The organism is Pseudoalteromonas sp. MBR-15, assembly GCF_053628915.1.
This window is the reverse complement of record NZ_JBRJHH010000001.1, coordinates 229,049-254,449: the sequence shown is the minus strand read 5'-3', so window position 1 is coordinate 254,449 and position 25,401 is coordinate 229,049. Positions and strand designations below refer to the sequence as shown.

At 42.1% G+C, this 25,401-nt stretch carries 28 protein-coding genes; 4 read left to right on the top strand and 24 right to left on the bottom strand.

The window, feature by feature from the left end; all coding sequences use genetic code 11:
* Positions 1-60 precede the first annotated feature (60 nt).
* The 21 genes from ACSSVW_RS01035 to dapA form a co-directional block, all read right to left on the bottom strand.
* Positions 61-867: a MipA/OmpV family protein gene (locus ACSSVW_RS01035; protein ID WP_454178654.1), complete on the bottom strand. Its 807-nt coding sequence runs from the start codon at positions 865-867 to the stop codon at positions 61-63.
* Positions 864-2,090, bottom strand: a complete 1,227-nt coding sequence (locus tag ACSSVW_RS01030; protein ID WP_065979019.1) for a beta-ketoacyl-ACP synthase — start codon at positions 2,088-2,090, stop codon at positions 864-866. Before ACSSVW_RS01030 ends, ACSSVW_RS01035 begins: the two co-directional genes overlap by 4 nt.
* The gene (gene fabG / locus ACSSVW_RS01025) at positions 2,090-2,815 is read right to left on the bottom strand and encodes a 3-oxoacyl-ACP reductase FabG (protein WP_065979018.1); all 726 of its coding nucleotides are present in this window, start codon (positions 2,813-2,815) and stop codon (positions 2,090-2,092) included. The genes ACSSVW_RS01030 and fabG overlap by 1 nt, the downstream gene beginning before the upstream one ends.
* Positions 2,812-3,267: an ApeP family dehydratase gene (locus tag ACSSVW_RS01020; protein WP_230236596.1), complete on the bottom strand. Its 456-nt coding sequence runs from the start codon at positions 3,265-3,267 to the stop codon at positions 2,812-2,814. Before ACSSVW_RS01020 ends, fabG begins: the two co-directional genes overlap by 4 nt.
* Entirely contained in the window at positions 3,260-4,417 is a 1,158-nt protein-coding gene (locus ACSSVW_RS01015; RefSeq protein WP_454178653.1) for a beta-ketoacyl-ACP synthase, read from the bottom strand. Before ACSSVW_RS01015 ends, ACSSVW_RS01020 begins: the two co-directional genes overlap by 8 nt.
* 2 nt (positions 4,418-4,419) lie before the next feature.
* Positions 4,420-4,971: a DUF3261 domain-containing protein gene (locus ACSSVW_RS01010; RefSeq protein WP_454178652.1), complete on the bottom strand. Its 552-nt coding sequence runs from the start codon at positions 4,969-4,971 to the stop codon at positions 4,420-4,422.
* The gene (locus ACSSVW_RS01005; RefSeq protein ID WP_454178651.1) at positions 4,959-6,200 is read right to left on the bottom strand and encodes an NAD(P)/FAD-dependent oxidoreductase; all 1,242 of its coding nucleotides are present in this window, start codon (positions 6,198-6,200) and stop codon (positions 4,959-4,961) included. The genes ACSSVW_RS01010 and ACSSVW_RS01005 overlap by 13 nt, the downstream gene beginning before the upstream one ends.
* Before the next feature lie 3 nt (positions 6,201-6,203).
* Positions 6,204-8,423, bottom strand: a complete 2,220-nt coding sequence (locus tag ACSSVW_RS01000; RefSeq protein WP_454178650.1) for a transporter — start codon at positions 8,421-8,423, stop codon at positions 6,204-6,206.
* Positions 8,420-8,941 carry an outer membrane lipoprotein carrier protein LolA gene (locus ACSSVW_RS00995; protein ID WP_074988763.1) on the bottom strand — a complete coding sequence of 174 codons (522 nt, stop codon included), beginning with the start codon at positions 8,939-8,941 and terminating at the stop codon, positions 8,420-8,422. The genes ACSSVW_RS01000 and ACSSVW_RS00995 overlap by 4 nt, the downstream gene beginning before the upstream one ends.
* Complete coding sequence (locus tag ACSSVW_RS00990) at positions 8,941-9,366, bottom strand: acyl-CoA thioesterase (RefSeq protein WP_036972107.1); 426 nt, start codon at positions 9,364-9,366, stop codon at positions 8,941-8,943. Before ACSSVW_RS00990 ends, ACSSVW_RS00995 begins: the two co-directional genes overlap by 1 nt.
* Positions 9,359-10,903, bottom strand: coding sequence for an HAL/PAL/TAL family ammonia-lyase (locus ACSSVW_RS00985; protein ID WP_036972108.1), 1,545 nt, complete (start codon positions 10,901-10,903; stop codon positions 9,359-9,361). The genes ACSSVW_RS00990 and ACSSVW_RS00985 overlap by 8 nt, the downstream gene beginning before the upstream one ends.
* Position 10,904: 1 nt before the next feature.
* The gene (locus ACSSVW_RS00980) at positions 10,905-11,873 is read right to left on the bottom strand and encodes an acyltransferase (protein WP_454178806.1); all 969 of its coding nucleotides are present in this window, start codon (positions 11,871-11,873) and stop codon (positions 10,905-10,907) included.
* Entirely contained in the window at positions 11,873-12,610 is a 738-nt protein-coding gene (locus ACSSVW_RS00975) for a glycosyltransferase family 2 protein (protein ID WP_454178649.1), read from the bottom strand. Before ACSSVW_RS00975 ends, ACSSVW_RS00980 begins: the two co-directional genes overlap by 1 nt.
* Positions 12,611-12,613: 3 nt before the next feature.
* Complete coding sequence (locus ACSSVW_RS00970; RefSeq protein WP_051501863.1) at positions 12,614-12,967, bottom strand: ApeI family dehydratase; 354 nt, start codon at positions 12,965-12,967, stop codon at positions 12,614-12,616.
* Positions 12,951-14,309, bottom strand: coding sequence for an AMP-binding protein (locus ACSSVW_RS00965; protein WP_454178648.1), 1,359 nt, complete (start codon positions 14,307-14,309; stop codon positions 12,951-12,953). The genes ACSSVW_RS00970 and ACSSVW_RS00965 overlap by 17 nt, the downstream gene beginning before the upstream one ends.
* On the bottom strand, positions 14,296-14,862 hold the full coding sequence (locus ACSSVW_RS00960) for a hypothetical protein (protein ID WP_454178647.1): 567 nt from the start codon (positions 14,860-14,862) through the stop codon (positions 14,296-14,298). Before ACSSVW_RS00960 ends, ACSSVW_RS00965 begins: the two co-directional genes overlap by 14 nt.
* 17 nt (positions 14,863-14,879) lie before the next feature.
* On the bottom strand, positions 14,880-15,125 hold the full coding sequence (locus ACSSVW_RS00955) for an acyl carrier protein (protein WP_454178646.1): 246 nt from the start codon (positions 15,123-15,125) through the stop codon (positions 14,880-14,882).
* Positions 15,126-15,150: 25 nt separating this feature from the next.
* Positions 15,151-15,408, bottom strand: coding sequence for a phosphopantetheine-binding protein (locus tag ACSSVW_RS00950; protein ID WP_036972123.1), 258 nt, complete (start codon positions 15,406-15,408; stop codon positions 15,151-15,153).
* Complete coding sequence (locus tag ACSSVW_RS00945; RefSeq protein ID WP_036972125.1) at positions 15,405-16,190, bottom strand: lysophospholipid acyltransferase family protein; 786 nt, start codon at positions 16,188-16,190, stop codon at positions 15,405-15,407. Before ACSSVW_RS00945 ends, ACSSVW_RS00950 begins: the two co-directional genes overlap by 4 nt.
* A complete protein-coding gene (locus ACSSVW_RS00940) occupies positions 16,180-16,893 on the bottom strand; it encodes a beta-ketoacyl synthase chain length factor (protein ID WP_074988759.1) in 714 nt (237 codons plus the stop codon). The genes ACSSVW_RS00945 and ACSSVW_RS00940 overlap by 11 nt, the downstream gene beginning before the upstream one ends.
* Before the next feature lie 106 nt (positions 16,894-16,999).
* Positions 17,000-17,914, bottom strand: coding sequence for a 4-hydroxy-tetrahydrodipicolinate synthase (dapA, locus tag ACSSVW_RS00935; protein WP_074988758.1), 915 nt, complete (start codon positions 17,912-17,914; stop codon positions 17,000-17,002).
* Between the two features lie 159 nt (positions 17,915-18,073).
* On the opposite strand from dapA, the gene ACSSVW_RS00930 reads away from it, so the two are divergent.
* Both ACSSVW_RS00930 and ACSSVW_RS00925 read left to right on the top strand, forming a co-directional pair.
* Entirely contained in the window at positions 18,074-18,727 is a 654-nt protein-coding gene (locus ACSSVW_RS00930) for a DUF6058 family natural product biosynthesis protein (RefSeq protein WP_036972129.1), read from the top strand.
* Positions 18,728-18,971: 244 nt separating this feature from the next.
* Positions 18,972-22,751 carry a S8 family serine peptidase gene (locus ACSSVW_RS00925; protein ID WP_454178645.1) on the top strand — a complete coding sequence of 1,260 codons (3,780 nt, stop codon included), beginning with the start codon at positions 18,972-18,974 and terminating at the stop codon, positions 22,749-22,751.
* A 45-nt stretch (positions 22,752-22,796) separates the two neighbouring features.
* Here ACSSVW_RS00925 and dkgB read toward each other — a convergent pair whose 3' ends face one another.
* Both dkgB and ACSSVW_RS00915 read right to left on the bottom strand, forming a co-directional pair.
* Complete coding sequence (gene dkgB, locus ACSSVW_RS00920; RefSeq protein ID WP_421420284.1) at positions 22,797-23,612, bottom strand: 2,5-didehydrogluconate reductase DkgB; 816 nt, start codon at positions 23,610-23,612, stop codon at positions 22,797-22,799.
* 325 nt (positions 23,613-23,937) lie between these two features.
* Positions 23,938-24,162 carry a hypothetical protein gene (locus ACSSVW_RS00915; protein ID WP_206770714.1) on the bottom strand — a complete coding sequence of 75 codons (225 nt, stop codon included), beginning with the start codon at positions 24,160-24,162 and terminating at the stop codon, positions 23,938-23,940.
* Between the two features lie 258 nt (positions 24,163-24,420).
* Between ACSSVW_RS00915 and ACSSVW_RS00910 the strand changes: the two genes are divergently transcribed.
* Both ACSSVW_RS00910 and ykgO read left to right on the top strand, forming a co-directional pair.
* Positions 24,421-24,672 (top strand): type B 50S ribosomal protein L31, encoded by a 252-nt coding sequence (locus ACSSVW_RS00910; RefSeq protein ID WP_036972134.1) that lies wholly within the window; start codon positions 24,421-24,423, stop codon positions 24,670-24,672.
* A 20-nt stretch (positions 24,673-24,692) separates the two neighbouring features.
* Entirely contained in the window at positions 24,693-24,827 is a 135-nt protein-coding gene (gene ykgO, locus ACSSVW_RS00905) for a type B 50S ribosomal protein L36 (protein WP_065979009.1), read from the top strand.
* Positions 24,828-24,848: 21 nt separating this feature from the next.
* Here ykgO and ACSSVW_RS00900 read toward each other — a convergent pair whose 3' ends face one another.
* Positions 24,849-25,235 (bottom strand): cytochrome b562, encoded by a 387-nt coding sequence (locus ACSSVW_RS00900; protein WP_454178644.1) that lies wholly within the window; start codon positions 25,233-25,235, stop codon positions 24,849-24,851.
* Positions 25,236-25,401: the final 166 nt, after the last annotated feature.

Here is a 25,401-nt window from a genome sequence, read left to right as displayed (position 1 = left end):
CTAAAGTGCCTTTTAATAAAACAAGTGAGGGTGATCGTCGTTTAATATGTGCCGCACTCATTAAAAATGCTTACGGTAGAATTTCCACGCAACACCAAAGCCAATAGACACATTATAGTCTTGCTTAACGAGCGGGCTTGCATGTTGCTGACTATTAGCAAGATGATGATATTTAACAAAGCCACCTAACCAGTAGTTAGGTGTATCGAAATGGAGCCCAATTGACACATCAGCGCCTGAAAAACCTGAACGGCTTGCGTATATTTGCCGTGTTGCATTACTTTCTATTTCGTTAACCGCGTAGTAATAGTCCAAATAACGCTCTGTCGCAAAATTTACATTACCACGAAATGCGACTGAAAACTGTGAGTGTGCTTGCTCTAAAAGCGGTATGGTGTAATAAATACTGGGACCATAACGCCAACCTATATCATCTACATCACCAAAATCGGTCGCAATGGCTTTACGTACAAAGAGACTAAAATACATGTGCTCTTTGCTATTTGGTTCACCTATAACGTAATAATTTAAGGATGGCCCTAATTCAAACACCCAATCAAGGTCGTCCATGCCCTCGCGTGCTTTGTTATCTTTACTATCAACGGCTAAACCAACACCCGCCGATAAATCTAAATGCAGGTTTTCATGTTGCCACAGGTAACCGGTGAAGTTATTACGGTCAATGGCCATTTTCTCACTTTGATAGCGGAAATAAGGCACTGGAAGTAAATATTTTTCGCTCTCATCTGACCCTAAGTAATGGGGTATATCGGCATAAAATACCCCAGCCCCCAACTCCATTTTTGCTGCGCTGTACGCCTTTACGCTAACCAGAACTAAAATAACAACAACGCAGCGCCAGATCATGCTTGCCACTTCTTAAAAATTAACGATGTATTAATACCACCAAATGCAAAATTGTTAGACATAATATAGTCCGTACGCATTTCGCGGCCTTGTCCAGTTATGTAATCAAGGTCAGCACATTCAGCATCAACGTGGGTCAAATTAATAGTCGGTGCAAACCAGCTATCATTCATCATATTAATACTTGCCCATGCTTCAATTGCACCACAGGCACCGAGTGTATGTCCTAAGTAACTTTTTAATGAACTAATTGGCTTTTTACCTAAGGCATTAAAGGTCGCATGAGATTCAGCAATGTCACCTCTATCAGTCGAGGTGCCATGAGCATTAACGTAGCCAATATCATCGGCACTTAACTGGGCATCTGCCAGTGCTAATTCAATAGCAACTTGCATGGTTTCAGCTGTAGGTTGGGTCACGTGTTGACCATCTGAATTACAGCCAAAACCTACCAGCTCTGCAAAAATTGTCGCTCCACGAGCGACGGCATGTTCATACTCTTCTAAAATTAACGTACCAGCCCCTTCACCAATAACAAGACCATCTCGATGTTGATCAAACGGACGTGGCGTCTGTTTTGCTGCATCATTTTTTGTGCTGGTTGCATATAACGTATCAAAAACCGCCGCTTCGGTAATGCATAACTCTTCGGCACCACCCGCAACCATCACTTTTTGACGCCCAAACTTAATGGCCTCATACGCGTAACCGATTCCCTGTGAGCCTGAAGTACATGCAGAGCTTGTCGTGATTACTCTGCCCTTTATTTTGAAAAACACGCCCACATTGACAGGGGCCGTATGTGCCATCATTTGAATATAGCTGGTTGCTGTCACCCCGGTCATTTCGCCCGTTTCCATCATTTTGGCAAAGGCAAGCAACGGCGGCGTTGAGCCTGTTGATGAGCCAAACGCAATCCCTGTAGAGCCATCGGTTAAACTTGGGTGTTCTAACAGTCCCGCATCTTGTAAAGCATGCTCGGTCGCACAGGTCGACATTAAGGCAACTCGCCCCATTGAACGCACTTGTTTACGCTTGTAATGGCTGGGTTTTGTAAAATGAGTAACCGGCGCAGCTAAGCGAGTGTTAAGCTCTGGTGCGCTATCCCAGTCGGTCATGTACTGAACTGCGTTTTCACCTTTTTGCAAAGCGGCTTTAAATTCCTCCCAAGTATCGCCCAGCGCAGTAATAGCTGACATACCTGTAACAACAACACGTTTCATTACACCATTCCGCCATTAACCGAGATAACCTGACGCGTAATGTAAGCCGCATCTTCAGAGCATAGGAATGAAACGGTTCCTGCAACTTCGTTTACTGAGCCCATACGTTTTAATGGGATCATTTTTAGCATGTCATCGACGGGTAAATCATCGGTCATTGCTGTTTCAATAAGTCCAGGGGCAACACAGTTCACCGTAATTTTGCGTTTTGCAAGTTCTAGCGACAATGCTTTGGTTGCACCAATGATCCCCGCTTTTGCGGCACTGTAGTTTACTTGACCACGGTTACCCGCAATACCAGACACTGATGCCATAGTAACAATGCGGCCCCCTTTACGGGTTTGAACCATTGGCATTACCGTGGGATGAACCACATTGTAGAATCCATCAAGACCAGTGCGAATAACTTTATCCCAATCATCACCTTGCATCGCAGGAAAGGCCATATCGTTAGTAATACCCGCATTACAGATCACGCCGTAATATGCCCCATGTGCTGCGATATCCGCTTCAATTTGTTGTTTTGCCAGCGCCCGATCACACACATCAAACTGTAACAAGCTTGCATGACAACCATGCTCCCTGATTTCTTTACAAGTTTGCTCAGCCTCAGTCACACCACTTCGACAATGAACCGCAATATCAAAGCCATCTTTTGCTAATCGTAATGCGATTGCTTTACCTATTCCACGGCTCGAACCTGTGACTAAAATTCGTTTTGTCATTGATTTTCTCTTATAAACTGCATGGGGTCCTGAGGCTGAAACACATTTATTTTTGCTTCTGCTAATAATGTTTCAGCATCATGAATTTGACACTCAAACACACTCAACCCGGATTCTTCTTGATATAACCTTGCAACGGATACTTTTAACGTACTGCCGTTATTAAATACAGGCGCATACGTTTTATACTTACGCGTCCCGATTAAAAAGCCAATTTGGACAGCATCGCCTCTGTCTTTTGCCAACGCCCCCGCATACGCAGCAATGGCTTGTGCCATATATTCACAGCCAATATAGCTGGCAACGCCGCGCAAACTCTCATCGTAAAAAGGGCTGTCAGGGCTGATATCTACTTCACAGCAGCCAGATTCATCGGTGTAACCGTTAAGGCGATTGAGCAAAATCATTGGGTCACTATGAGGGACGACGTGCTCAATTTTATAGTTATTCATGCAGATGTCCTAATATTACACTGACATTATTGCCCCCGAAGGCAAAAGAATTCGATAAACAATAGCTAACAGATGCGTCTCTGGGCTGAGTTATTAGGTTAATGTCACTCAGGGATTCATCTACTTCTGCGTTATTAAACACCAAGCGCGTAAACTCAGGGTAAGCTAAATATAACCAACATAGGCCTGCTTCTAGTGCACCTGCAGCGCCTAAAGTGTGACCGGTTAAATGTTTTGATGAGCTAACGGGCGTATTGTTGCCAAACACCTTACTGATTGCAAGTGACTCCATGGCATCATTTTGCACTGTTGCAGTACCATGAGCATTGATATAGTCAATATCTGTTGCGAGTAGATTGGCATCATTAAGTGCTTTTTGCATTGCACTTATTGCACCCGAACCATCACTAATTGGCGCTGAAATATGGTGAGCATCGGAGCTTTCCCCCCCTCCTAAAAATGCCACTGCGTGATCATTGAGTTGCTCTTTACTCATCACAAACACGGCTGCTGCTTCACCGATATTAATGCCTTTTCTATCCTTACTAAATGGCTTACAAATTTCATCGCTAATTGAAGAGAGTGAATCAAAACCGTTCACTGTCAGCTGGCACAAGCTATCAACTCCACCACAAATAACCACATCGGCTAAGTCTGCACTGAGCAAGGCACGTGCACTGATCATTGCCTTGGCACTTGAGCTGCATGCTGTCGAAATGCTGTAACAGGGACCCGTTGCATCAAGTGTCTTTGCAATGTAAGCCGCGGGTGCGATGAGAGCTTGGTCGTAATAATTAAACTGAGCCGGCCATTTTCCTTCTTTAGCGTGTACTTTACGTGCCCTCTCCCCCTCTTGAATAGCAGCCGTGCTAGTGCCCATAACCACTGCAATACGATCGCGTGAACATGTTACTTTTGCTAGCGTGTCGGTCAGTTCTGCCAAGGCTAAGTCAATAAGCTTATAGAATCGCATTGATTCTGTTAACGGTAACACATCCACTAACCCCACAAATGTTGGGCGCTGTTCAAAAACAAGTGAAGACACGTTTGTAAGTGTTTGAGTTGGCGCTTGACTGATGCACGCCATAGTGTGCTTTTGCCCAACACCTAATGCACTCACAATTCCTAAATCATTGAGCCAAAATGGCATAATCAATTAACCCTTTGAAATATTATTTTGTAGTTTCGCTGATAATTTACGAGCTCGGTTTTTTCTTCTAAAAAACGGATCTCACAAATCAACTCATCACCTTTATAAAGCAAACGCTTTGAGTCTTTTGCAACTATTTTTAAACCATAAAGCTGCGAACTGAGTACTTCCACAGGCCAATGCACAAGCATTATATCGGCCAAAATATAGCGCGGATCAAGACGCTCAATTGGCAGCATTTTTTTACTTTTAACGGGCCCTGAAATCGCTTTTTCCAATTGAAAAACAGGCACTCCTTGTGCGGTCATTACCACGAGGTTAATTCCACTAAGACTGTTAATATCGAGCTGTGCTAGTAACGTGTGGCTTTCATCGTTGTGACTGACTTCTAACACCTGCTGCCAATTATCTGCAACAAATGAAGCAGGCGGATCCATTAAATAAATCCCCGCATTGGGAGCAAGATCCACCCCTGTTTTAACTGCAAACTCACTTGCACAGCTTGCTAATAACAGCACCATTGCTGCAATGACTAACGTTTTTAATCTCGACATAGCTCAACCAAGGTATTCAAGCGTCGCTCGCTTTGTTTTACAAATGGATTATCAAGGTCCCACGCGTACCCTGCCAAAATAGCACTGATCATTTCTCGTACTTGCTGGTTTTGTTCACTGTAAAAAATCACATCTTGAAACGAAGTATCATACCAAGCAGCCACATAAGTTCGAAAACAGTTTACACCCTGCTGCAATGGCTCACTGTACTGTGCTTGAAAATCAACCTGTTTGCCCTGTAAGTAGTCATCGACTAATGGCGCAACTAATGATGCCGATTTTAACGCTATTGTGACTCCCGATGAAAACACCGGATCTAAAAACTCACCCGCATTGCCCAGTAACGCAAAGTGTTCCCCATGAAGCGAGACTACATTGGCTGAGTATCCTTTAATTGTTCGTGCTTCGCCAATTGCAACTCTACGTGCAAGTAATTCACTTAAATACGTATCTTGCTCAATAAACTCATTTAAACAAGCTAAAGGCGCTGTGTCTTCAAATTGGCTAGGTTTTCCAACCACACCGATACTGGCAGTCCCATCGCTGAATGGAATAAGCCAATACCAAATATCGTTATGTTTTGGATGCACATTGATCAGGATTTTTTCGCGATCAAATTTATCATCAGTAATATTGTCTTCAAAATGACTGAAATACGCCCAGCGTACAGGAAAATTTGATGGCGTTTCTAAATCAAGTAAACGTGGTAATACGCGGCCAAAACCACTGGCGTCTAATACAAACCGCCCTTTTATTTGGTAGCGTTGATTTTTTTCATCAACAACGGTGAGTAAAGCACCATCGCCATGGTCTGTGTACTCTATGACGCTGTGCTGATAACGAATTTCAGCCCCTTGTTCCATTGCGCCATCTGCTAAACACTTATCAAAATCGGCCCGTTTTACTTGAAATGTCGTACCAGGGCCTTGAGTAAATTTTTCGGTAAAGTCAATCGCCGTATGCTCGCCTCGACGTTGAAATGCAGCACCATTTTTAAATTGGAAGCCCAACGTGTCAGCTTGCTCTTTAACACTCTCAGCTAAGTTTGCTTCTGCAAGAAAGTGCATACACTGTGGCAGTAAGCTTTCACCAATTGAAAATCGAGGGAATACTTGTTGTTCTAGCACCACGACACGCCAGCCTTTATTCACCAGTAAACTGGCTGCAACGGCACCCGAAGGCCCTGCGCCAATAATGACGACATCTGCCTGTTGAATCTGATTATTCACCTATTATTTTTCCTTATTATTAGGTAATGCGACACAGAGCGGCGCTAACAAATAAATGCAAATCAGCCCCACTAACACGGTTAAACCAAAACTAAAAATAGCGGGCGTTTTTGATACCGCTAGCATACCAAATACCCACATAGAAGAGGCGGCAGATAAGCTAATCGCTAATACATTGCTCGGGGTTAACTTATTGATTTGATAAAACACTAAATAGTCGATTGCGAGCGCTAAAATAAGCAAGCATCCCAATAAGTTAAATATTGATAATTGTGTTTGAATTGCACTACAAAGCAGTAAAACGGCTGCTAATGTTAACCCCAATATTAACCCTTGCTGGTAAGCGACTTTAAAACCAAACTTTAAGGCAAACAATAACATGGCAAACGTGATAGCGATTGCAATGGTTACTAATAACGAGTGTGAGTAATCCTCTAGCCCCGCAGTTATCATAGCCACTTTATCGTACATTAGCAGCTCGCTTTCAGCGCGAGCCCACTCAGCTAATTGCGTTTTATCGATACCCGTAACCATAAACCAGCTTGCAGCAAATTCGTTGTTTAAGATCACTTGATTAGCAATAAGAGGACCTAACGGTGAGTTTAGTGCAGCGTCCAGAGTAAGGATTGAATCTGACAACACTAAAGGACTGCCTGTCAATTGTGTGACAACATCGAGTGATGCGTGATGCACACGCATCTCATTGTTATTTTTTTGTTGTGTACTTGCACTCGGCACAAGGTCACTGAGCATCAATGCCTGACCACCTTGCTGCTTAATTTTAACTTTTAGTGCTTCTTGTTTAAGTAAAAGCTGCTCAGCATTTTCGGCAAACATGATCATTATTTGCCCATTATCTTTACCTAATAAAGACATGTGCAAGGCTTCGTTGTTCATAAGCACTTGAGGACTTGCATTGAGCAGCTTCACATCATCATTTAATACGGGAGGTTTTAACAGCGAAAACACACTGAGGCTAACGAGCAGTAGCAAGATGATCGCGACTTTTTGCCGATGAATAGACTTAAGCAGGGCACTTAATTTTTCCGCAAATTTTCCTGCCTCAACACTGATTGTGAGTCTTGCTTGCCAACTAGGGAGTAAAAGCCGTGTAGTGAGCCACGCGGTTATCAGTCCTGCTACAACAAAAACCCCAACCTGAGTTAATAACTGCACAGGCGAGAAAAATAAACTCGCATAGCCTAATGTTGTCGTCACTAAAGACAACAAAAGAGCAAGTTTAAGGCCCCGACTAAAGCCATTTTTATGCGTTGTTAAGTCCAGCATGCTATGAAATGCGTAATCAATTGCAATACCAATTAAGGTCACCGCAAAAACAAGCGTTAACACATGAATCTCAGCAAAAAAGATAGCCAAGGCTATGCTGCCACCAAGCGCTGCGCTGATAACCGTCACAGAAGCAAGCCATAATGCGTTAAACGACCTGAAAACCCAAACCACCATAATAATCAGCGCGATTAAGCTCAAAGTCCCGAACAAGGTCATTTCAAATTTTGCTTGTTGTGCATTTTCTGCGGTATGAAATAAAGCACCTGAATAATGTATACTGGTGTGTGGGTAATTCGTATGTAGTTGGGCAAGTTGAGCGAGCACATCATCATTTAATGCCACTGCTTGGTCTATCGAAAATGCATTATCGGCTGCGTGTACAAACAACATCAAATAGTCATTATCTAAATGGCGAATACTAATGCGGCCATCTGACATTTCAAATTGCTGTAATTGTGTGATTACCGAGGTTAAAAATTCTGCGGTACTTAAACTCGGATCCAGATTAATCGTACTCGATACAAAAGGATCGGCCACTTTACTCAATTGACTAAAATAGTAGTGCTGAAAACGACTCGCATCAGTTAATGCATGCTGATAGCTTGGAGTCAGCAAGTTGCCCGCATATTGACTATAGAACGTGGCAAGCTGTTCGACCTTGGGGACGCTAAAGCGCGGTGTGATATTTTTTTTAGCTAACCATGCAACCATTTCATCGTAAGCTTGCTCTTTATTTTCACCCGAAAATGAAAAGCTTAATTGCTGTTTGTTACTGGCAAAAAAGTGCGTTTCGAGCTGTTGGAGTCTAGGTTCTGACTGGGGAAGTAATGCCAAAATATCATTATTTAAGGCGGGCTGTTTTATGACAAATACAGCAACCAATAAGCTCGCCATTACTGTTAACCAACCCAGTGTTACCCCCCAAACTTTCACTGTGGGCTTCCATCTTGTGGGTATGAAAAGCGCAGTAACGTAACATTGCCATTTATCTCTTGTAAACGCACGCTGTTAACGTTTTTTTCATCAGCGCACACTGTAAACTGGCTAAAAATCTGCTGGAGCGTTTCATCGTTAGGAAGTAATAATTGGCAATCATTGTCAGCGTGTTCACGGGTATCAAACTGTAAAGCCAGCGCCGCTTTATCGTGCTTTATAATCGCTTGTAAAAGGGCTACATATGGCTCGGCACCTTTTTGTAATTGCGCTTCACCACGCTCATTATAGGTATAAACTTGGCCTTGTTTTATGACTAGTTTACTTTTTATGGGTGACTCTACTTGCCAAATAAGTCCTTGCTCAGTAAGTTTGAATAGCCCTTCAGATATAAACGGCTTAGTGAAACCTTTGAAATGTTTTTCTTGGCTAAAGGTACCTTGCTTCAGACCAACTTGGTTTGCCATAAGTGGCCAAGCCATCATAAAACACAGTAACATTAATAGGCTATTTCGCATTACATCACCTTTTGCAGCTTGTCATGCAACACGGGGGGAGACACAAATTGCATGTCTTTAGACTCAATATCAACCGCCACCTGAATCGTCGTTGCTTTGGTGAGCTTTTTCCCCGTTGCGACATCGCTAATAACATAATCAATACGTAAGCGAGTTTCGTACTCTTTTAAATACGCATCAACCCTAATTTTTTGAGTAAACAATGCTGAGCCCACATACTTAATGTGCATATCAATGATTGGCCATGCATAACCCGACGCCTGCATTTGCAAATAGTCATAATCAAATAAACGCAGTAATTCACACCGCGCTACTTCCAAGTAACGCGGGTAATTACCATGCCATACCACATTCATTGGATCGCAATCATGAAAAGGAATTTCAATCTCTACATGGGTGCTTAATAATGCGCCACGACTATGCATATAAACTCCATCGTTTAGTTTGAATCGCATCAACAGTAAAACGTAATACGGCTTCTAAAGGGCGGTCTTCATCAAGCAGTGGGAAAAACTCACTAATATCTTGATACATGGCCTGCACATCGGCCGTTAAACTAGTAAATTCAAGCTCGCCTTGTGCAATACGCAAACGTAAACCCTGAATGCTTGCTAACAGCGTGCTTGCAATCACTTGTTCTGTAAGCTGTAAAATACGCAAACAATCGCGCGCAGCAATCGTACCCATGCTCACTTTATCTTGGTTATGACACTCGGTTGAGCGTGAAAACACACTCGCTGGCATAGTCAGCTTTAATGCTTCAGCCGTATAAGCACTGGCACCAATTTGCACAGCTTTAAAGCCGTGGTTAATATAACGACGTTCGTCGTTACTGCCCGATAAGTTCGATGGCAAACCGTTGTTGTAACGCGTATCAACTAACGACGCAATTTGACGATCGGCTAAATCAGCTAAATTAGCAACCGCCGTTTTCATTGTATCCATTACCATTGCTATATGGCCGCCGTAGAAATGACCGCCATGGAGCACATGCTCTCCCTCACCATCGATAATGGGATTATCATTTGCCGAATTAAGTTCATTTTCAATCATTTGCCTGAACCATGGCAGGCTATCTTGCAGTACACCAATCACATGAGGCGCACAGCGAATTGAATAACGGTCTTGTAAGCGATCAGCATTTCGAGGGTGTTCAACATGATTTAAATCCCCTCTGATCCACGCTGCAACCTGCTGTTGCCCGGGGTGAGGTTTTACAGAAAATAGTATGTCATCAAAGTGGTGGCTATTCCCTTTCAAAGCAAGGCTGGCAAGTGCCGTAATACGGCTAGTTAATTGCGCTAAATACGCCGCTCTGTCGAAGGCTAAACACGCCAGCGCAGTCATAACTGCAGTGCCATTCATCACTGCCAACCCTTCTTTAGGGCGCAGTTTCAATGGGGTTAAACCCAATGATTTCATCACTTCTAAGCTGTTTTTAATTTCGCCTTGATAGTATACGTCGCGCTCACCGACCATCGCACCAGCAACGTATGACAATGGCGTTAAATCGCCACTTGCTCCCACTGAGCCTTCTTGTGGAATAACCGGTACGATATTGTGATTTAAAAAGTCTTTTAGCAGGTTAAGCATGTCCCAGCTAACACCTGAATACCCTTGTGAAAGTGACGCTAATCGCGTGGCTAAAATGGCACGTCCTTGCTCAGGGGTAAACATACTTCCCATACCGCAACCATGAAAACGAGTAAGATGAAGAGGTAATTCATTCACCAAATCAAGCGGCACTTTAACGGTCACAGAATCGCCGTAGCCCGTAGTTACGCCATATATAACGCCATCATCTTCCAAAAGCTTGTCTAAAAATGCTACAGCACTGTCGATTTTCTTGGCAAATTGATTGTCTGAAGTTAACGCGACAGCTCCTTGCTCTAACGCAATATGAACAATATCTTCGATAGATAAACGTTGCTTGCCAAATGTTGTAGTAGAGTGCTCTGGCACCTTAGTTCTCCTTGTTTTGGTCGCGAGACACGTGCTCGTCATTTTGCCAAAAGTCATAAAAATTAAACCATTGATATGGGTATGCGGCAGCGTAATAGCTTAGCCTTTGAGCATAATCGCTGACAATCTTGTGTAATGTCTGTTGCCTTGTTTTACGCGGTAGAACAAGTTTATCCGTGTATTTTTCAAAAATAACACGATAAAATACTTTGCCATCGGCCGTCTTATCTTTTAAACAAAACAAATGAAAAACAGGGCAATCTAATAACGCAGCTAGAATAAATGGACCTTGAGAAAAAGGAGCTGGTTTTTCTAAAAAATCGGCCTCGATGACACGCCCCGCTGTTGTCGTACTGGTTCTATCGCCCACAATAACAACTATTTCGCCTTGCTCAACTTTATCTTTAAGCATTATTGCCATATCAGGGCCTAAGTCTGTCACTTGAATTAGGTTAATTGCGACATCTGGATTGATACTTTTTAAAAGTTTATTAAATTCCACGGCATGATGCGTAAATACCAATACATTAATCACTTTACTTGAGCGGTGCTGACTTAAAGCGCGGCACACCTCTAAATTACCCAAGTGTGAACCAATAAAAATGGCACCTTGCGCGTGTTCATCAAGCTCTATGAACAACGCCTCATTGGTATAAGAAATATTACTTTGGGGTATACGCGCAAGCCACGCATCGATTTTGTCAAAGGCGCTGTCCGCAAAACAACGAAAGTGTCGAAAGCTGTCTCGCCACGTCACTACTTTGTCATTACCATTAACTTTGCGTACTTGCGTTAAAAAGGCATAGGATGCGCGGCGCGCGGTTTTACCTGTTAAAAATAAATAAAACACCACAGGAAAAAGGATAATCCAGAGCCCTTTTCGACCCAATATGCGATAGCTAAATAACAATATTTGCATACCCAGTCGATTGCCGCGCTCTTGCATTTTTGACCAGTGCTTTGCAGCCATTAACCCACCACCTTTCGCCAAATAAGTAGGGGCGAACGTAACAGCATGCCAAAGAACAAACGCGTGTGAAGCCATGAAATACCCAAATTATCATGTAAAGCGCGAAAGTGAGAAACGCCGTTTTCGGGGTAAATAACTTGAGTGGGTAAGAAGGTAACCTTGACACCTTGCCAGTAAAGTCTGACCAATATTTCAATATCAAAGTCCATGCGTTTGCCAAGCGCTTGCTTTGCCATTAATTGCTTTACTGCGGTGAGTGGGTACACCCTAAAACCACACATTGAATCGACAATATCAAAGCTCAATGTTTCAACCCACACCCAAAAGTGAGTGATGTATCGACTCAAGTAACGATGTTTTGGTACTGAGCTGTCATATATTGGACAACCACTGATTACATTGTTTGGCTCGTTATTACTTAACTCAATGAGTTTAGCAATATCGTCTAGTGAATGCTGACCATCAGCATCCACCTGAATTGCATGACTAAAGCCGTGTTCATGCGCATATAACAACCCAGTTTGTACAGCGCCGCCTTTGCCCTGATTTTCTGCGTGTGTAAGTACCGTTAAATCGTCATATTGTTGCTGTAAAGACGCAAACACTTGCTTTGCATCATCGCAACTCCCATCATCCACCATAATAATCGGTAGTTTTAATGCATTGAGTTCTAAAATCACGCTTGCGATAGCATGGGTGTGGTTATAATTAGGAATGACAATACAAAATTGATTCATTGTTTATTCGCAAAACACAATTCGACCAGACGCATGCTGGCCTTTATCTGATTGATAACTAAATACACATTTGCCTTTAGCGTTGCGCTCAAGGGTTAAATTTACGGTCATATTTGGCGTGGTGACGACCTGAAACTTTAACACTTCTAGATCTTGCACCTGTGGACCAAACCCAAGGTACTGCTGCGCATATTTCACAGCCCAATCTAACTGCACAACCCCAGCTAAAATGGGAGCATCAGGGAAGTGCCCTCGAAAATAATCTAAATCAGCCGTAATCGTTAACGCTAGACTAACGCGATGCTCTGTTTGCGATAAAACCGCCACCTGTGGGGTGACTTTATTCAGGCTTGGCAAAATACTGCTCCAGTGTTTTTAAACTCAACTTTGCTTGACTGTTAAAAGGTAATGCATCGATATAGCGCCACTTGCGAGGTAAACAAACACGCTCAAATCGGTTTGACAAATACGCTTGCAGGGTACGATTTATGACTAATTTACCATGTTCTTCAAGTTCATGACTGGCCTTATCCGTGAGCACAACGACAGCCCCAATTTGAACTCGTTTGCTTGGCAGAACCACCAGCTTAGCCTCTTTCACCCACTCGTGACTGAGTAAAAAGCATTCTAGCTCATCAAGGTTTAAGCGTTTTTCTTCTATTTTAATGGTTCTATCAATACGCCCAAGGAGCTTAAATTGCCCATTACTATGCACAATGGCTCTGTCATCTAATGGGTAATTCGCATGTTCTAATATAGATGAGTCAAGCATTAAGCGTCCTTCATGGTTAACTGACAAATGGTTACCATTAAAAGGCTGCCAAGGTACATCGACAGCGGCTTGAGTGACTTGCCGATAAGCAATTCCCCCCGTTTCAGTGCTGCCAAACACTTGAGTTACCGGTCGTGCAAGTTGCTCACACAACATTTCGGCTTGTTCGTTATTTAAAGGACCACCCGATGAAAATAACCATGTCAACCTTGCGCGCTCTGGTATCAGTACATTATCCATGCACAATCTGCCTAACTGCGCGGGGCTTGATACAAGCACAGCATGCTGAATATGCTGCAACTTTTGCGCTATGTGTTCTGGATATTGAATTTGTTCACTGTCAATAACCTGCCCTTTTACAAGTGGCCAGAGTAAACGAAATAACAGACCATAAATATGCTGATGAGAAACTGTCGCCAAAAATGTAAACTGGCTTGGCAAATCAAACGCCATAGACAGAACAGATAACTCACGGTTGAGTACCCGCCATGGCTTCACTACCGGCTTAGATTGCCCTGAAGAGCCCGAAGTATAAAAAATAACGGCGGTTTTCGTTGGCCACTGTAAGCGTGGCAAACGGCTGTGAGTATGCTGTTGGCTTAACTCAAGATTATTAAACACAATGCCGGTGTTTAATTCACGTGCATCACCCGCAAAAATAGGCGACTGCGCTAACAGGAGGCGCAACGTTTCCGGCTGACCATTTGGCGGCAAAATAACATTGTGCCCGCTGCAGGCGAGAGCAAATAGACGCACAGCAAATTGATACGTATCTGGGTGAAACAACACCACATGGCTGGTAGGTTTTAATCCCGCTAATTTATGTTGAAACGCACTGATATCAGCAAAAAACTGCTCACGGGTTATGTGTTTTTCTGCAACAACAAACGCTGAATTTGGGTGAAACTGTAGGTTACTCGCCACCATTATTTTTTACCTTTTGTCTAACTAGCCATTCCACTAGCATCAAAATAGCTATCAAGAGATAGGCAACCAAGCCATTGTAAAGTGTCCACATTGATAACGACGCAAATAGACTGGTGTAGAGCGCAACCGTGCCGTTTAAAATAAAGAAAACGCTCCAAATTTTGGTCACTTGGCGCGTGTACCTTACTCCCTTACTATCTAGATCAGGCTCTTTTAATCGGGCGAAACTTTCAATCACTGTTGGCCCCTGTAGCAATGAGTAGATAAATGTAATCGCCATCACGGTGTTAATGATCACAGGGTATAATCTTAAGCCTAATTCGCTATTAAAAAACGGCGTAGTCGCAAGCGCCACAATTGCCAAAAATGACGCAGGTTTGAGCCAAGGCATTGTGCTTGTCAATTTTTGGCTCAACATTAACCTTATCGCAAGTAATGCGATTAAAATTAAGCTTACCTGCTTGATCGAAACATGCTGTAATCCAAAATACACAATAAATGGGTATAACGATAAGCACACTAAGACCAATGTTGTGGCGATTGCTTTAAGCATAAGCTGTACTTAATAGCTTAAGAAACGAGCTTTTCTACTTCATTTACAACATCTTGAACTGTACGCACTTGCTTAAACGCATCAGGTTCAATTTTCTTGCCCGTGATTTCACGCAATTTCACTACTAAATCAACGGCATCAATACTATCAAGATCTAAATCTTGATAAAGGTGTGCATTTAAACTGATGTCATCAGCGTCAATTTCAAATTCATCAACTAAAATGCCCTGTAAAACGTTGTAAATATCAGCAGCGGTTTTCATGCTTTTTCCTACTTCTAAGTCTGTATTATGATGTGTGTTGGTTTATAAAATTAGCGAGTGCATCAACAGATGCAAAATGTGCTTTTGTTTGTTCTGAGTTGGCATCAATTTTTACGTTGAACTCTTTCTTAATTGCAAGACCAAGTTCAAGAGCATCAATGCTGTCTAAGCCTAAACCATCAACAAAAAGAGGTTGATCATTTTCAATATCATCCACGGTAATATCTTCAAGATCTAAGCTGCTAATGATTAGTTGTTTTATTTGGTTCTTTAGTTCAGTCATAGGTGCCTGAGTTCCTCTGAAAAGTAATGCTGTAAATCACGGGTTAGTTGGCGTGCTTGCATTGCAGGTTGTTCGTTATTATAAAATTTATCGCCTGTAAAGGCGTGCTTTGCAAAGCGCATAGTAAAATGAGCTTTTGTAGGAGCAACACGATACCAAGGTGTGTCTTTCGTTAACGTACTTGGTTTCATATTGATCATGACAGATGTAATCGGTGCTTTGCAGCGCGCAGCTATGTTTGCCGCTCCTCGTTTAAACTTAAGGGGATCACCTGGCGTTGTTCGCGTGCCTTCTGGAAATATTATCAGGTTATTGCCCGCAGCCAATGATGCTTCGCACTCATTTAATAACTCCTGAGGATCTTCGTTGCTAATGTACCCAGTCCCTTTTATAACACCGCGCATAAATGGGTTTTTAAATAAATGCGCCTTCACCACACAATCGGCATGTTTAATCACCGAAATAAGCACAACAACATCAATTAAAGAGGGGTGATTTGCCAATACTAGCTGGCCTTTTAACTGACTAAAGCGCTGTTTATCTTCAACAGAAAAATGGATAACGCCCATGTAGTGCATCAGAGCAACAAAAAATTTAAAACTATAATGTACGGTGATACGCGCTTTTTGTTTTTGCTTGTGCTTACACGGTTCAAGCACTCGCTGAAGTGGCAACACCAACAACGTTAAAACGACACCACCGACACCAAACACAGCAAAACAAAACCCTGTTGCGATAATGCGCCAAATTTGATTGAGTCGCTGAAAAAGTTTAGCCACCATAATGTTGAAGCATCCAAGCTGATTGTTGATGTGAAAGTAGTGCACTGGATTCCTTGCTTGATAAAGCCTGTGCTAATTGGATGCTCAAAGGTAAAACTGAGTCAGTATTACCGGCATCAGTGCTGCCCGATAATTTAGTTAACTCAAAATAAGATTCGCCTTCAACGTAAGGAGATAATACAAAAGCCACACTGTGATCGATTTGCTTCTCATCTGCAAAAGGTAAATACTCTTCAGGCAGCACACTTTCAGTGTGCGCTACTAAAATACAATTTTCGATACCAGATTGAATACGGGCGTACCCATCGATCAGATTGCTTATTACACTGTCTTGACCACCGGCAATCGCATTCATAGGCGCGGTGTTATTTTTAATAATTGAAAAAATACCGGTCGCAGCATTATGCACACTGAGCCCAAACGCTGTAGGTGACAGCGGCTCTTCTTCAACAAGCGCATGTAACAAATGGGCCGTCTTTGGCAGATCACCATGACGAGAAGAAAAATTGATAGCAATGTGTGAATGTTCAGCTTGTGCTTGTTGCAAAGTATGCAAGGCCATTTTCATAAAAGGGCTGAGTCTTCGCCGTTGCATAGGTGCAACCCAACTGAGGTCGAGGTCGCAGTATGTATGTTGGCCTAGTTCTGCTATTTGCTGCTCGGGTGCAACCCATAAACACAAATTATTAACAACAAATTTCACAACTTTTATTCTTATAACGCCAAACGATTGCTAATTTTACCCATTAGCAACAAAAAAGTAAAACGTTGGCGCTTAAATGTATCCAAAATTAAGCGCCAATTCATTTTTAGCGTAAAATAACATCCTTTTCGGCTAAAAGTTGAGCTTTATCTCCCACAATGTCAGCAACATTTAGTTCATTAATATAGCCTAAACCCACTTCTTGTTGTGCAGGTGCTAATGGTACGTAGGGTAAGCGGAATACCGGATTAACGGCTCCCGTCATCATTAATGCTGTATTGATTGCGATTGGGTTTGGCTCACAAAACAACCAGTTCATTAATGGCTGTAGCTTGGTGTTTAATGCATCATTTTTTTCGTCCATTAATTGACGAAACAAACCTGGGATCAAGTTAGATGTCACTGAAATAACACCGTGTGCGTTATAAATATGACGCGCATCATGGCTTTCATCATCATTACCTGACCAGCATGCAATACCTTGTTTTTCGTAATGTGCAATACGCTCATTGCCACCACACTCTTTAACACCAATAAAGTTTTCGTGCTGCGCTAACGGTTCAATAATATCAGGGGTTAAATCTTGCCCTGTGCGCCCTGCTACGTTGTAAATAAATGCTGGGCCAATATCAAGTAAACGCTTAAAGTGCTCTTTTACTCCAGCCAATGAAGTACGTCCATAATACGGGTTAATTTGCAATGCTGCGTCCATTCCCGTTGCAAAACCATATTCTGTCGCTTTGATAGCTTCGCGCGTGTTATTGCTACCTGTGTTACCCACAATAAGTAAACGAGATGAGAATTTACTGACACTGTGTGCAATAAGCATCAAGTGCTCTTCCCAATTCATTAGTTGGCCTTCGCCGGTTGTACCACCTACGATAATACCGTCAACACCCGCTGCGATTTGTTGTTCAACAAGGTCATCATAGCAGGCAAGATCAATTTCACCATTGCTTAGGTAAGGCGTTTTAATTGCAGTGATCAAGCTTGCTTGTTTAATTGTTTCTAGGCTACGCATAACTATTTTAATGTTTGGAAAATTTGCGCTAGTTGTATCATAAACACAGGCAATTTCCGAGTAATGTAACGTAATAAATAAAAAACTTGTGAAATGGACAAAGTTAAGACAAAATTAAATACTGTACAAATAAACAGTATTTATTGTGAGTGACTGATAATGCAACTTTCTAAATTCTTGGCAACCTACTTTTATACCACAGAAGAGCTGTGTCAAACCCTCTCGATTGATGAAGATACACTGGGAGCATGGCAGCAAAGTAGTCTATTTCCAAAGCCGAGTTATTGCTTGCAAAGCCAATTAGAGTGCAGCTCTTATTCTGGCATTTACCAATGCGAAGAATACCAAGACTACTACCCTCGCGGTGCCGCAAGTTGGGGTCAGCTAATCATCAAACATGATATTAACTCATCATGCCAAGCTTTTAATTATTTTGCCCAACATTATTCGGCACAATTAAGTAAGCTCACTGAGCAAGGCTTTGCAATAGATGAAGAATTATTTGGCGCTGAAATTGACGAGCATTTACAACAAGTGTGGCAACAATTCTTGTGCAGTAAATATGGTGTCTTGACCCAAAATGGCTTAGTAGAGGAAGCTGTTCAGCTTGATGTCGCCAAATTACTGATTGATGATATCACCGAACTACGCACTAAAACGGGCTTATCTGCTGATGAACGCCAAGCTCTTCATAAAGCATTAAAGCTAATGAACCGCGCATTGAGTCATGGTACAGGCAACGAAGGTAAAAATACGCTTCGCTATCGTTACATTGATAGCGTGGTTGCTAAATACGATTTATCGGTAAAATAGAGACAAACACTCCCTTTCCTCTTCTGAAAATGAAGGGTAACTGAACACCTGAACAAGGTTGCAACAATGTATACATTGTTACATTTTTGTTAATACACTTTGGTACATTTGTTTTGTAGGTTTTCATCTTTTTAGTCGTTAGATTGATGTAGTTGAGTTATTTCTTTTGTCATTTTTGCAGTTTTGACACCCTTGTAATAACTCCTCTATTCAAACTAATCACATCATAATAAAGGATAAATAGATGAAACCTTTTCCAAGGCTGGGTCGATTAAAAGCGACCTACTTGGCTATGCTCGGTTTGAGCTTAGCGCAACCAGTAGCGGCACAAAACACTGCTTTTACTAATAAAACATCCGCTGATGCCCTAACATTTACGTTAATAACAGGCGATAAAGTGTCTGCCATTGTTAATAAAGATGGCCAATTAGGCGGTATTCGTCTGCTAAATGCTGATGGCTCTGATGCCTTCACCAGTATTTTTAAACGGGGAAATAATACGTATGTAGTCCCTGCCCATGCGCAAGCATTTGTTGATTCACAGGCAATTGATTTAGAACTTTTCAACATCAACAAATTGTATGAATCGGGTTACGACGATGCGTCTACTAATGCTTTACCCGTTATTGTTGAATACCGAGACGGGACGTTAGCCGGCAGCGCCGTGCCGAAAGCATTGTCTGGCATGTCATTAACAGGTGAAATTGAACTAATCGACAGTGCAGCCTTTGCTATCACAAAAGAAAACGCCGCTAAAACATGGCAGTCTCTTATTGCTGAAGCAAATGTTGAAGGTATTTGGCTAGATGCCGTTGTTCATGCTCACAAAGTAAGCAGCGCCAATACACTGACCCCAACGGTGCCATTAACGGGCGCTTACGGTCAATCAGCTATTAATTATAATGGTGCTGGCATTAAAGTCGCAGTGCTTGATACGGGTTACGACATTGAACACCCAGACCTACAAGGTCGCGTAATTGCATCTCGCGATTATACTTATTCAAGCAATGGCGTTGATGATATTAATGGTCACGGAACTCACACTGCTTCAACGGTTGCGGGGAATGGTCATGAATCAGATGGTAAATGGGTGGGTGTTGCACCCGCTTCGGATCTCATCATAGGCAAAGTACTTAGTAATGTTGGTTCTGGTTCAACATACGGTATATTAAGTGGTATGCAGTGGGCTGTGCTTTCTGAAAATGCCGACATCGTTAATATGTCTTTAGGTGGTACAGCTACAACGTGTAGTGGCCCACTTGTAGACATGGTTGAGGCACTTAGCGACAAAGCATTATTTGTTATTTCTGCTGGTAACAGCTTTACGCGCGAAACGATCGGTTCACCCGGTTGTGCCCCAAGCGCACTGACTGTTGGTGCAATAGACCGTGAAGGCAATACAGCGTCGTTTTCATCACGCGGCCCGTCGCCTGATGGTCATTCAGCAAAGCCTGATATCGCTTCGCAAGGCGTATCTGTTGTTGCTGCAGCATCAGGTGGATTAGGCGAAACAGCCTATCGTGTTTATTCGGGTACCTCTATGGCTGCACCACATGTTGCCGGCGGTGCAGCTCTGGTTATGCAGGCGCGCGGTGACTTAACACCAAAAGAGTTAAAAGACGTGCTTACATCATCCGTATTTAGCGGTGATTCGCACGTGCTTGAGCAAGGTGCCGGCGCAATGAACGTTGACCGCGCAATTTCACAAGCTATTGTAGCACCCGCAAATAGAGAGCTTGGCTTTTTCCAAAACGCTATCAATGATGAGCTTACGCATACACACGTAACCTTAACAAACACGTCTGATACCGACATTACGCTGAAACTAAAATTAGACCTACTTGGCGAAGACGGTAAAACGCAACTTCCAGCAACACTTGCTGGCTTAGATGCAAAATCAGTGACTGTTCCAGCGAATGGCGAAGCACACGTACCTATGTGGATTGACCCAAGTGTTGCACTTAATAACGGTGCTTACGGTGCCATTACAGGCCGTATCACTGGTACAACGGTCAGTAATTTAGACCAACAAGTTACTGTGCCTGTATCATTCTGGATTGACCAGCCTCAGGTTAATTTAACCGTTAACCTAACAGACCGCTGGGGGCACAATGCAACGTCACCATCAAAACTTTATTTAATTAATGAAGAAGATGATTGGGGCAGTATCGTTAGATTAAATAACGGTAAAGCCGATATCAATGTACCTGCGGGTTATTATACTTTAATCGCAAATATCATGACGTTTGATAACCCTGACTCTAACTCAGGACTTGTTGAGTCAGCGGCACAAATGGCAGTGCTTAACAAAAAAGTAGATGGCGCGACTGAAATTAACTTTGATGCGCGTAATGCACAACAAGTGACCTTTAAAGCAGAACAACCCCTTGATCCACAAGGTTACTCATTCGGTTTTACATACGCACTTGATGATGAAAAATCAGCCAAGTTAGCGGCTATCGAGATGGCGCCTGACTATGTAAATGATATGTATGCTTGGTCACAAGGTCATGACAGTCGTTTTCGCTCATTTATTACAACCCGTGCTGTTGCACCAGAAACCACTGTAAAAATGCAAAATGGTGTCGAGTTTGATTACATCAAACAAGGCCTTGCATTATCGTTCCATGGTGAAGGTTCAGCAGAAGTATTACCTGTTGGTGATGCCGGTTATAGTACCGACTGGAGCCAATTTGATCTTGATGGCAAAATTGCTTTAATCGCAAACCCTAATTACCTAACCAATTACATGGTCGCGAATGCAATGAAGCATGGCGCTACGGGGGTTATTTTTTATCGTCCGGGGCGTGAAGGCCGATACAAAGGCACCGTGACTGGCACACCAAAAGTGCCTGTTATTGGTATTAGCTCTGAAGAAGGCGAAGCGCTAATGGCCGAGATTGAAGCGGGTAATAATATTATTACTTGGTCAGGTGTTGCTGCTGAGCGTTCACCTTATGCTTATTCAATCAACCACATTACTGATGGCCATATTCAGTCTGGCCAAATTAATATTGCCGAACACAAAATGCATAAGATTACGGCGACGTATCACTCACAAAATGATGAGCGTCCAGCATGGACCGATGTCATGGCAATGACCAACAGTACGGGAGAGTTTTACTCAACGGGCAGCACACAATTGATCATGCTTCCACAAGTACGTGACGAGTATTACACCGCGACAGCCAAAAATGGCTGGACAAATATTGTCATGCCTAACCATAAAATTCAAAGCGCTGGGGCTTATTTTGATGGGCCAAGAGCAATGACTGAAGGTGCACAAGAGACGACCTCATGGTTCAAAGGTCCACGTGGTGGTACTTTAGGTAGCAGTGGCGCGCCTATTATCACGCGTGATACCAACGTGCTTCACTTTAACCTTGCTTCGTTTGGCGATGCAGCTAATCACGATGGTATTTTTGGTTATATTGGCAGCTCAGCGTATGGCTTAACTTTAAATGGTGAGCCTGCATCTCCTACCCAAGGGGCATTAACACTTGAGCCGGGCGATCATCAAATTACTCTAGGAATGCGTTCATATGTACGTGGTGTTGGCGAGCGTTCACCTGTGAATGATAGCCTTGGTTCACTGTACCTAGGTTATTACACCTTTACTGCTAACGAGTACCAACAAGGTGTGCAACCCGTACTTGTACCTATGATTGATTTACCTGTTGACATCAACAACACAATGTCAGTAGGTGAAGAAGCAAAAGTGAAGCTCACAGGGCTACTTGATGGCGTCGGCGACGTTGCATTAGCGAATGTGCAATTCCAATATGCATACGGTAAAGAATGTACCATTGAATCGGTGCCTGCTTACATCTACTGCCCTGTGTCAGAAAAATTCTCAACAGAGAACTGGCAAGATGCGAAAGTAGAACAAGTGGATGGTGAATGGACAGCCACAATTCCAAATACAGGGAATACAGGTGAGTTTGTTCACATTCGAACAGTGATCTCAGACTATGGTTCAAGCTCAGCAGAGCAAATTACCATGCGTGCCTACATGTTGAAATAGTAAACGCTAGAAGAGTAAAGCCGCCATTAAGGCGGCTTTTTTACTTTAATAATCCCAATCAGGTGCAAAATCAGGATTGGCTAGGCGCTTATGTTTGTCAAGCGCATCAATTCTGTCTAAATCCTCTTGATCAAGTTTTACGGAATCATCAAAATTGTCCGCTAAATTTTCTCGCTTCGTTGATGATGGAATCGTCGTCATCTTATGTGCATTTATCCACGCAAGGACAACTTGAGCAGGGCTCGCATCATGCTTTTTAGCTATATCAACAATCACGTCGTCTTTTAGCACTTCACCCACGGCAAATGGCATATAAGCCGTAACATGAATACCCTGTTGCTGACAAAAAGCGCGTAACTTCGTGTTCGTCAGATAAGGGTGTACTTCAATTTGATTAGTAAATATTTCCCTCGCGTCAAGGGTCTGCATGGCCTCTTTTAGATTAGCAATTGTGAAGTTTGAAACACCAATGTGTTTTGCTAAACCAAGCTCTTTTACTTTTTTGAGCTCAGTTAAGTATTCACTCATTTTTTCTCCGTTAGACGCAGAAGGCCAGTGAATAAGTAATAAATCAACATAATCGAGTTGAAGCTTTTCTAAACTCTGCTTTACGCTCTCAATAAACTGAGCGCTGTTAAGTTTGTCATTCCAAACCTTGGTTGTAATAAAAATCTCACTACGAGGCACAGAGCTGTCTTTTATCGCTTTACCGACGTGCTCCTCATTACCATAAATTTGCGCCGTGTCGATGTGTCTAAAACCGATATCGAGTGCCATTTTCACTGAGTTGTAAGCTGTTTTTCCTTCTAGGCGAAACGTACCGATACCTAAATCAGGCATTTCAATAACATGGTGTGACATAACCTCTCCTTTTGAAGTATTGGTTATACCAATTTGCTTAATTAAGAGCGCTATTTTTACGCAACTAATCTCAGATTTAGCAGCTCAAAATGATTAAGTATTACTGCAAATTGGTATGATGAGCTTACTTACTTCACTGAGGCCAAAATATAAAGTTTCAAGGTGGGTTTTAAAATTAGTCAACTTTTTGGGCGAGATAATGAGTAGTAACTAAGCATTACTAAACATGCCTATCACCATGAAAGTGAGGAAAACAAACAGTTTTTAAGCTGGGCTAGCAATGCATTTTATATTTTAAGTCATACATTAAAATGTGATTAAAAGTCTAATCTAGGTGCTCATATTGACCACGATACACTTCAAAGGTTTTCACTACCGTATGCTGTTCTTTCGTTAAGTTATCAAACCAAGTATCAAAACGTTCATCGTCTTCTTGTTCACTCAAAGCAAGATACTGCGCTAACAGTTCAATGATATCGTTATGGCTAAATAATAACGTATCGACGCGGTGTGCAAGTGTAGAATGATCCTTATCACGAAGCGTATTCATTACATTTTGGTCTAACTGCTCAGTTTGAATTTCATCGTTCACTGCCTTACTCCTTCTCTTTGTATAAGCGCGTATACCTAGTTATAACAGCCTTCAAGACAATAGCCAGTTTTTTGAATTCAACTGCTTAAGGATTGCTCACACTGCTTATTTTTAATGCTATTTAGCATGCATAAATAAGAATTATTTTTATCTTGAACATTCCCTATATTTACTTTACTATAATTGATACATTATCACATAACATAAGTTAAAGAGATGAAACCTAACATTCACCCGGATTACCAACAAGTGGCTTTTCACGATACTGCCGCAGACAGCTACTTTATAATTGGTTCAACAATTAAAACATCGCGGACAATCGCGCTAGAAGGTAAAACATATCCTTATGTACCAATTGATGTATCAAGTGACTCGCACCCATTTTACACCGGTAAACAAAAAGCGGTGGCAAGTGATGGTCGTGTCGCCGCATTTAACCGTCGCTTCAAAAACCTAGCAAGCAAATAACCGCCTAATACGGAGCAAAAATGAAAGTACTGAGTTCTTTAAAAAGCGCTAAAACTCGTTCTGGATGTCAAATAGTAAAACGCAAAGGGCGTCTTTATGTGATCAATAAAGAAAACCCGCGTTTTAAAGCCGTTCAGGGTAAAAAGAAACGTTAAAAAAGGTGCTTAAGCACCTTTTTATTTACCAAATAATAACTCCCAAAAACCTGGTGGCTCATGAAGTTCATGGTATTTTTTTCGTAATTGATCAATTGACTTAAGGGGGGCTTTTGCAGCTTCTAACCCCTGTACTTCTGCAAGCTGCTTCGCGGATTTTGCTTGCAGAATAACTTTATCAAGTCCCTCTAAAGATTCACTTTCATGCTGTTTAAAATCAGCCTTTTTTGCTTTCTCTAGTAGATGAATAAACTCATCGATGGCTGTATTAAAAGAGTCTAGGTCAGTAGCGCGCACTGAGTTTTTATAAGCCAGCCCCATATTTTTCATATTAGCTTCAAGATCCAGTTCATTCGAGAAGCTCGCTGTTGAAAATAAGATTAATAAAAAAACTAAAATATTTTTCATTAAAACCTCAATTAAAAAATAACAATGTATGCATTATAAGATGAAACTCAATTCAGACCTAATTAAACAAACATGATTCTAACTTTATCAAAAAAGTTTCTTTAAAATGTAATTCATCTCAATCACCGAAAAAAACCAAAACACATAACCCGCTGTTTATAAATGA

Coding starts and splice junctions, on each gene's coding strand:
- ACSSVW_RS01035 (WP_454178654.1), bottom strand. CDS start 867: ATGATCTGGCGCTGCGTTGTTGTTATTTTAGTTCTGGTTAGCGTAAAG.
- ACSSVW_RS01030 (WP_065979019.1), bottom strand. CDS start 2,090: ATGAAACGTGTTGTTGTTACAGGTATGTCAGCTATTACTGCGCTGGGC.
- fabG (WP_065979018.1), bottom strand. CDS start 2,815: ATGACAAAACGAATTTTAGTCACAGGTTCGAGCCGTGGAATAGGTAAA.
- ACSSVW_RS01020 (WP_230236596.1), bottom strand. CDS start 3,267: ATGAATAACTATAAAATTGAGCACGTCGTCCCTCATAGTGACCCAATG.
- ACSSVW_RS01015 (WP_454178653.1), bottom strand. CDS start 4,417: ATGCCATTTTGGCTCAATGATTTAGGAATTGTGAGTGCATTAGGTGTT.
- ACSSVW_RS01010 (WP_454178652.1), bottom strand. CDS start 4,971: ATGTCGAGATTAAAAACGTTAGTCATTGCAGCAATGGTGCTGTTATTA.
- ACSSVW_RS00995 (WP_074988763.1), bottom strand. CDS start 8,941: ATGCGAAATAGCCTATTAATGTTACTGTGTTTTATGATGGCTTGGCCA.
- ACSSVW_RS00990 (WP_036972107.1), bottom strand. CDS start 9,366: ATGCATAGTCGTGGCGCATTATTAAGCACCCATGTAGAGATTGAAATT.
- ACSSVW_RS00980 (WP_454178806.1), bottom strand. CDS start 11,873: ATGGCTGCAAAGCACTGGTCAAAAATGCAAGAGCGCGGCAATCGACTG.
- ACSSVW_RS00975 (WP_454178649.1), bottom strand. CDS start 12,610: ATGAATCAATTTTGTATTGTCATTCCTAATTATAACCACACCCATGCT.
- ACSSVW_RS00965 (WP_454178648.1), bottom strand. CDS start 14,309: ATGGTGGCGAGTAACCTACAGTTTCACCCAAATTCAGCGTTTGTTGTT.
- ACSSVW_RS00960 (WP_454178647.1), bottom strand. CDS start 14,862: ATGCTTAAAGCAATCGCCACAACATTGGTCTTAGTGTGCTTATCGTTA.
- ACSSVW_RS00955 (WP_454178646.1), bottom strand. CDS start 15,125: ATGAAAACCGCTGCTGATATTTACAACGTTTTACAGGGCATTTTAGTT.
- ACSSVW_RS00950 (WP_036972123.1), bottom strand. CDS start 15,408: ATGACTGAACTAAAGAACCAAATAAAACAACTAATCATTAGCAGCTTA.
- ACSSVW_RS00945 (WP_036972125.1), bottom strand. CDS start 16,190: ATGGTGGCTAAACTTTTTCAGCGACTCAATCAAATTTGGCGCATTATC.
- dapA (WP_074988758.1), bottom strand. CDS start 17,914: ATGCGTAGCCTAGAAACAATTAAACAAGCAAGCTTGATCACTGCAATT.
- ACSSVW_RS00930 (WP_036972129.1), top strand. CDS start 18,074: ATGCAACTTTCTAAATTCTTGGCAACCTACTTTTATACCACAGAAGAG.
- ACSSVW_RS00925 (WP_454178645.1), top strand. CDS start 18,972: ATGAAACCTTTTCCAAGGCTGGGTCGATTAAAAGCGACCTACTTGGCT.
- dkgB (WP_421420284.1), bottom strand. CDS start 23,612: ATGTCACACCATGTTATTGAAATGCCTGATTTAGGTATCGGTACGTTT.
- ACSSVW_RS00915 (WP_206770714.1), bottom strand. CDS start 24,162: ATGAATACGCTTCGTGATAAGGATCATTCTACACTTGCACACCGCGTC.
- ACSSVW_RS00910 (WP_036972134.1), top strand. CDS start 24,421: ATGAAACCTAACATTCACCCGGATTACCAACAAGTGGCTTTTCACGAT.
- ykgO (WP_065979009.1), top strand. CDS start 24,693: ATGAAAGTACTGAGTTCTTTAAAAAGCGCTAAAACTCGTTCTGGATGT.
- ACSSVW_RS00900 (WP_454178644.1), bottom strand. CDS start 25,235: ATGAAAAATATTTTAGTTTTTTTATTAATCTTATTTTCAACAGCGAGC.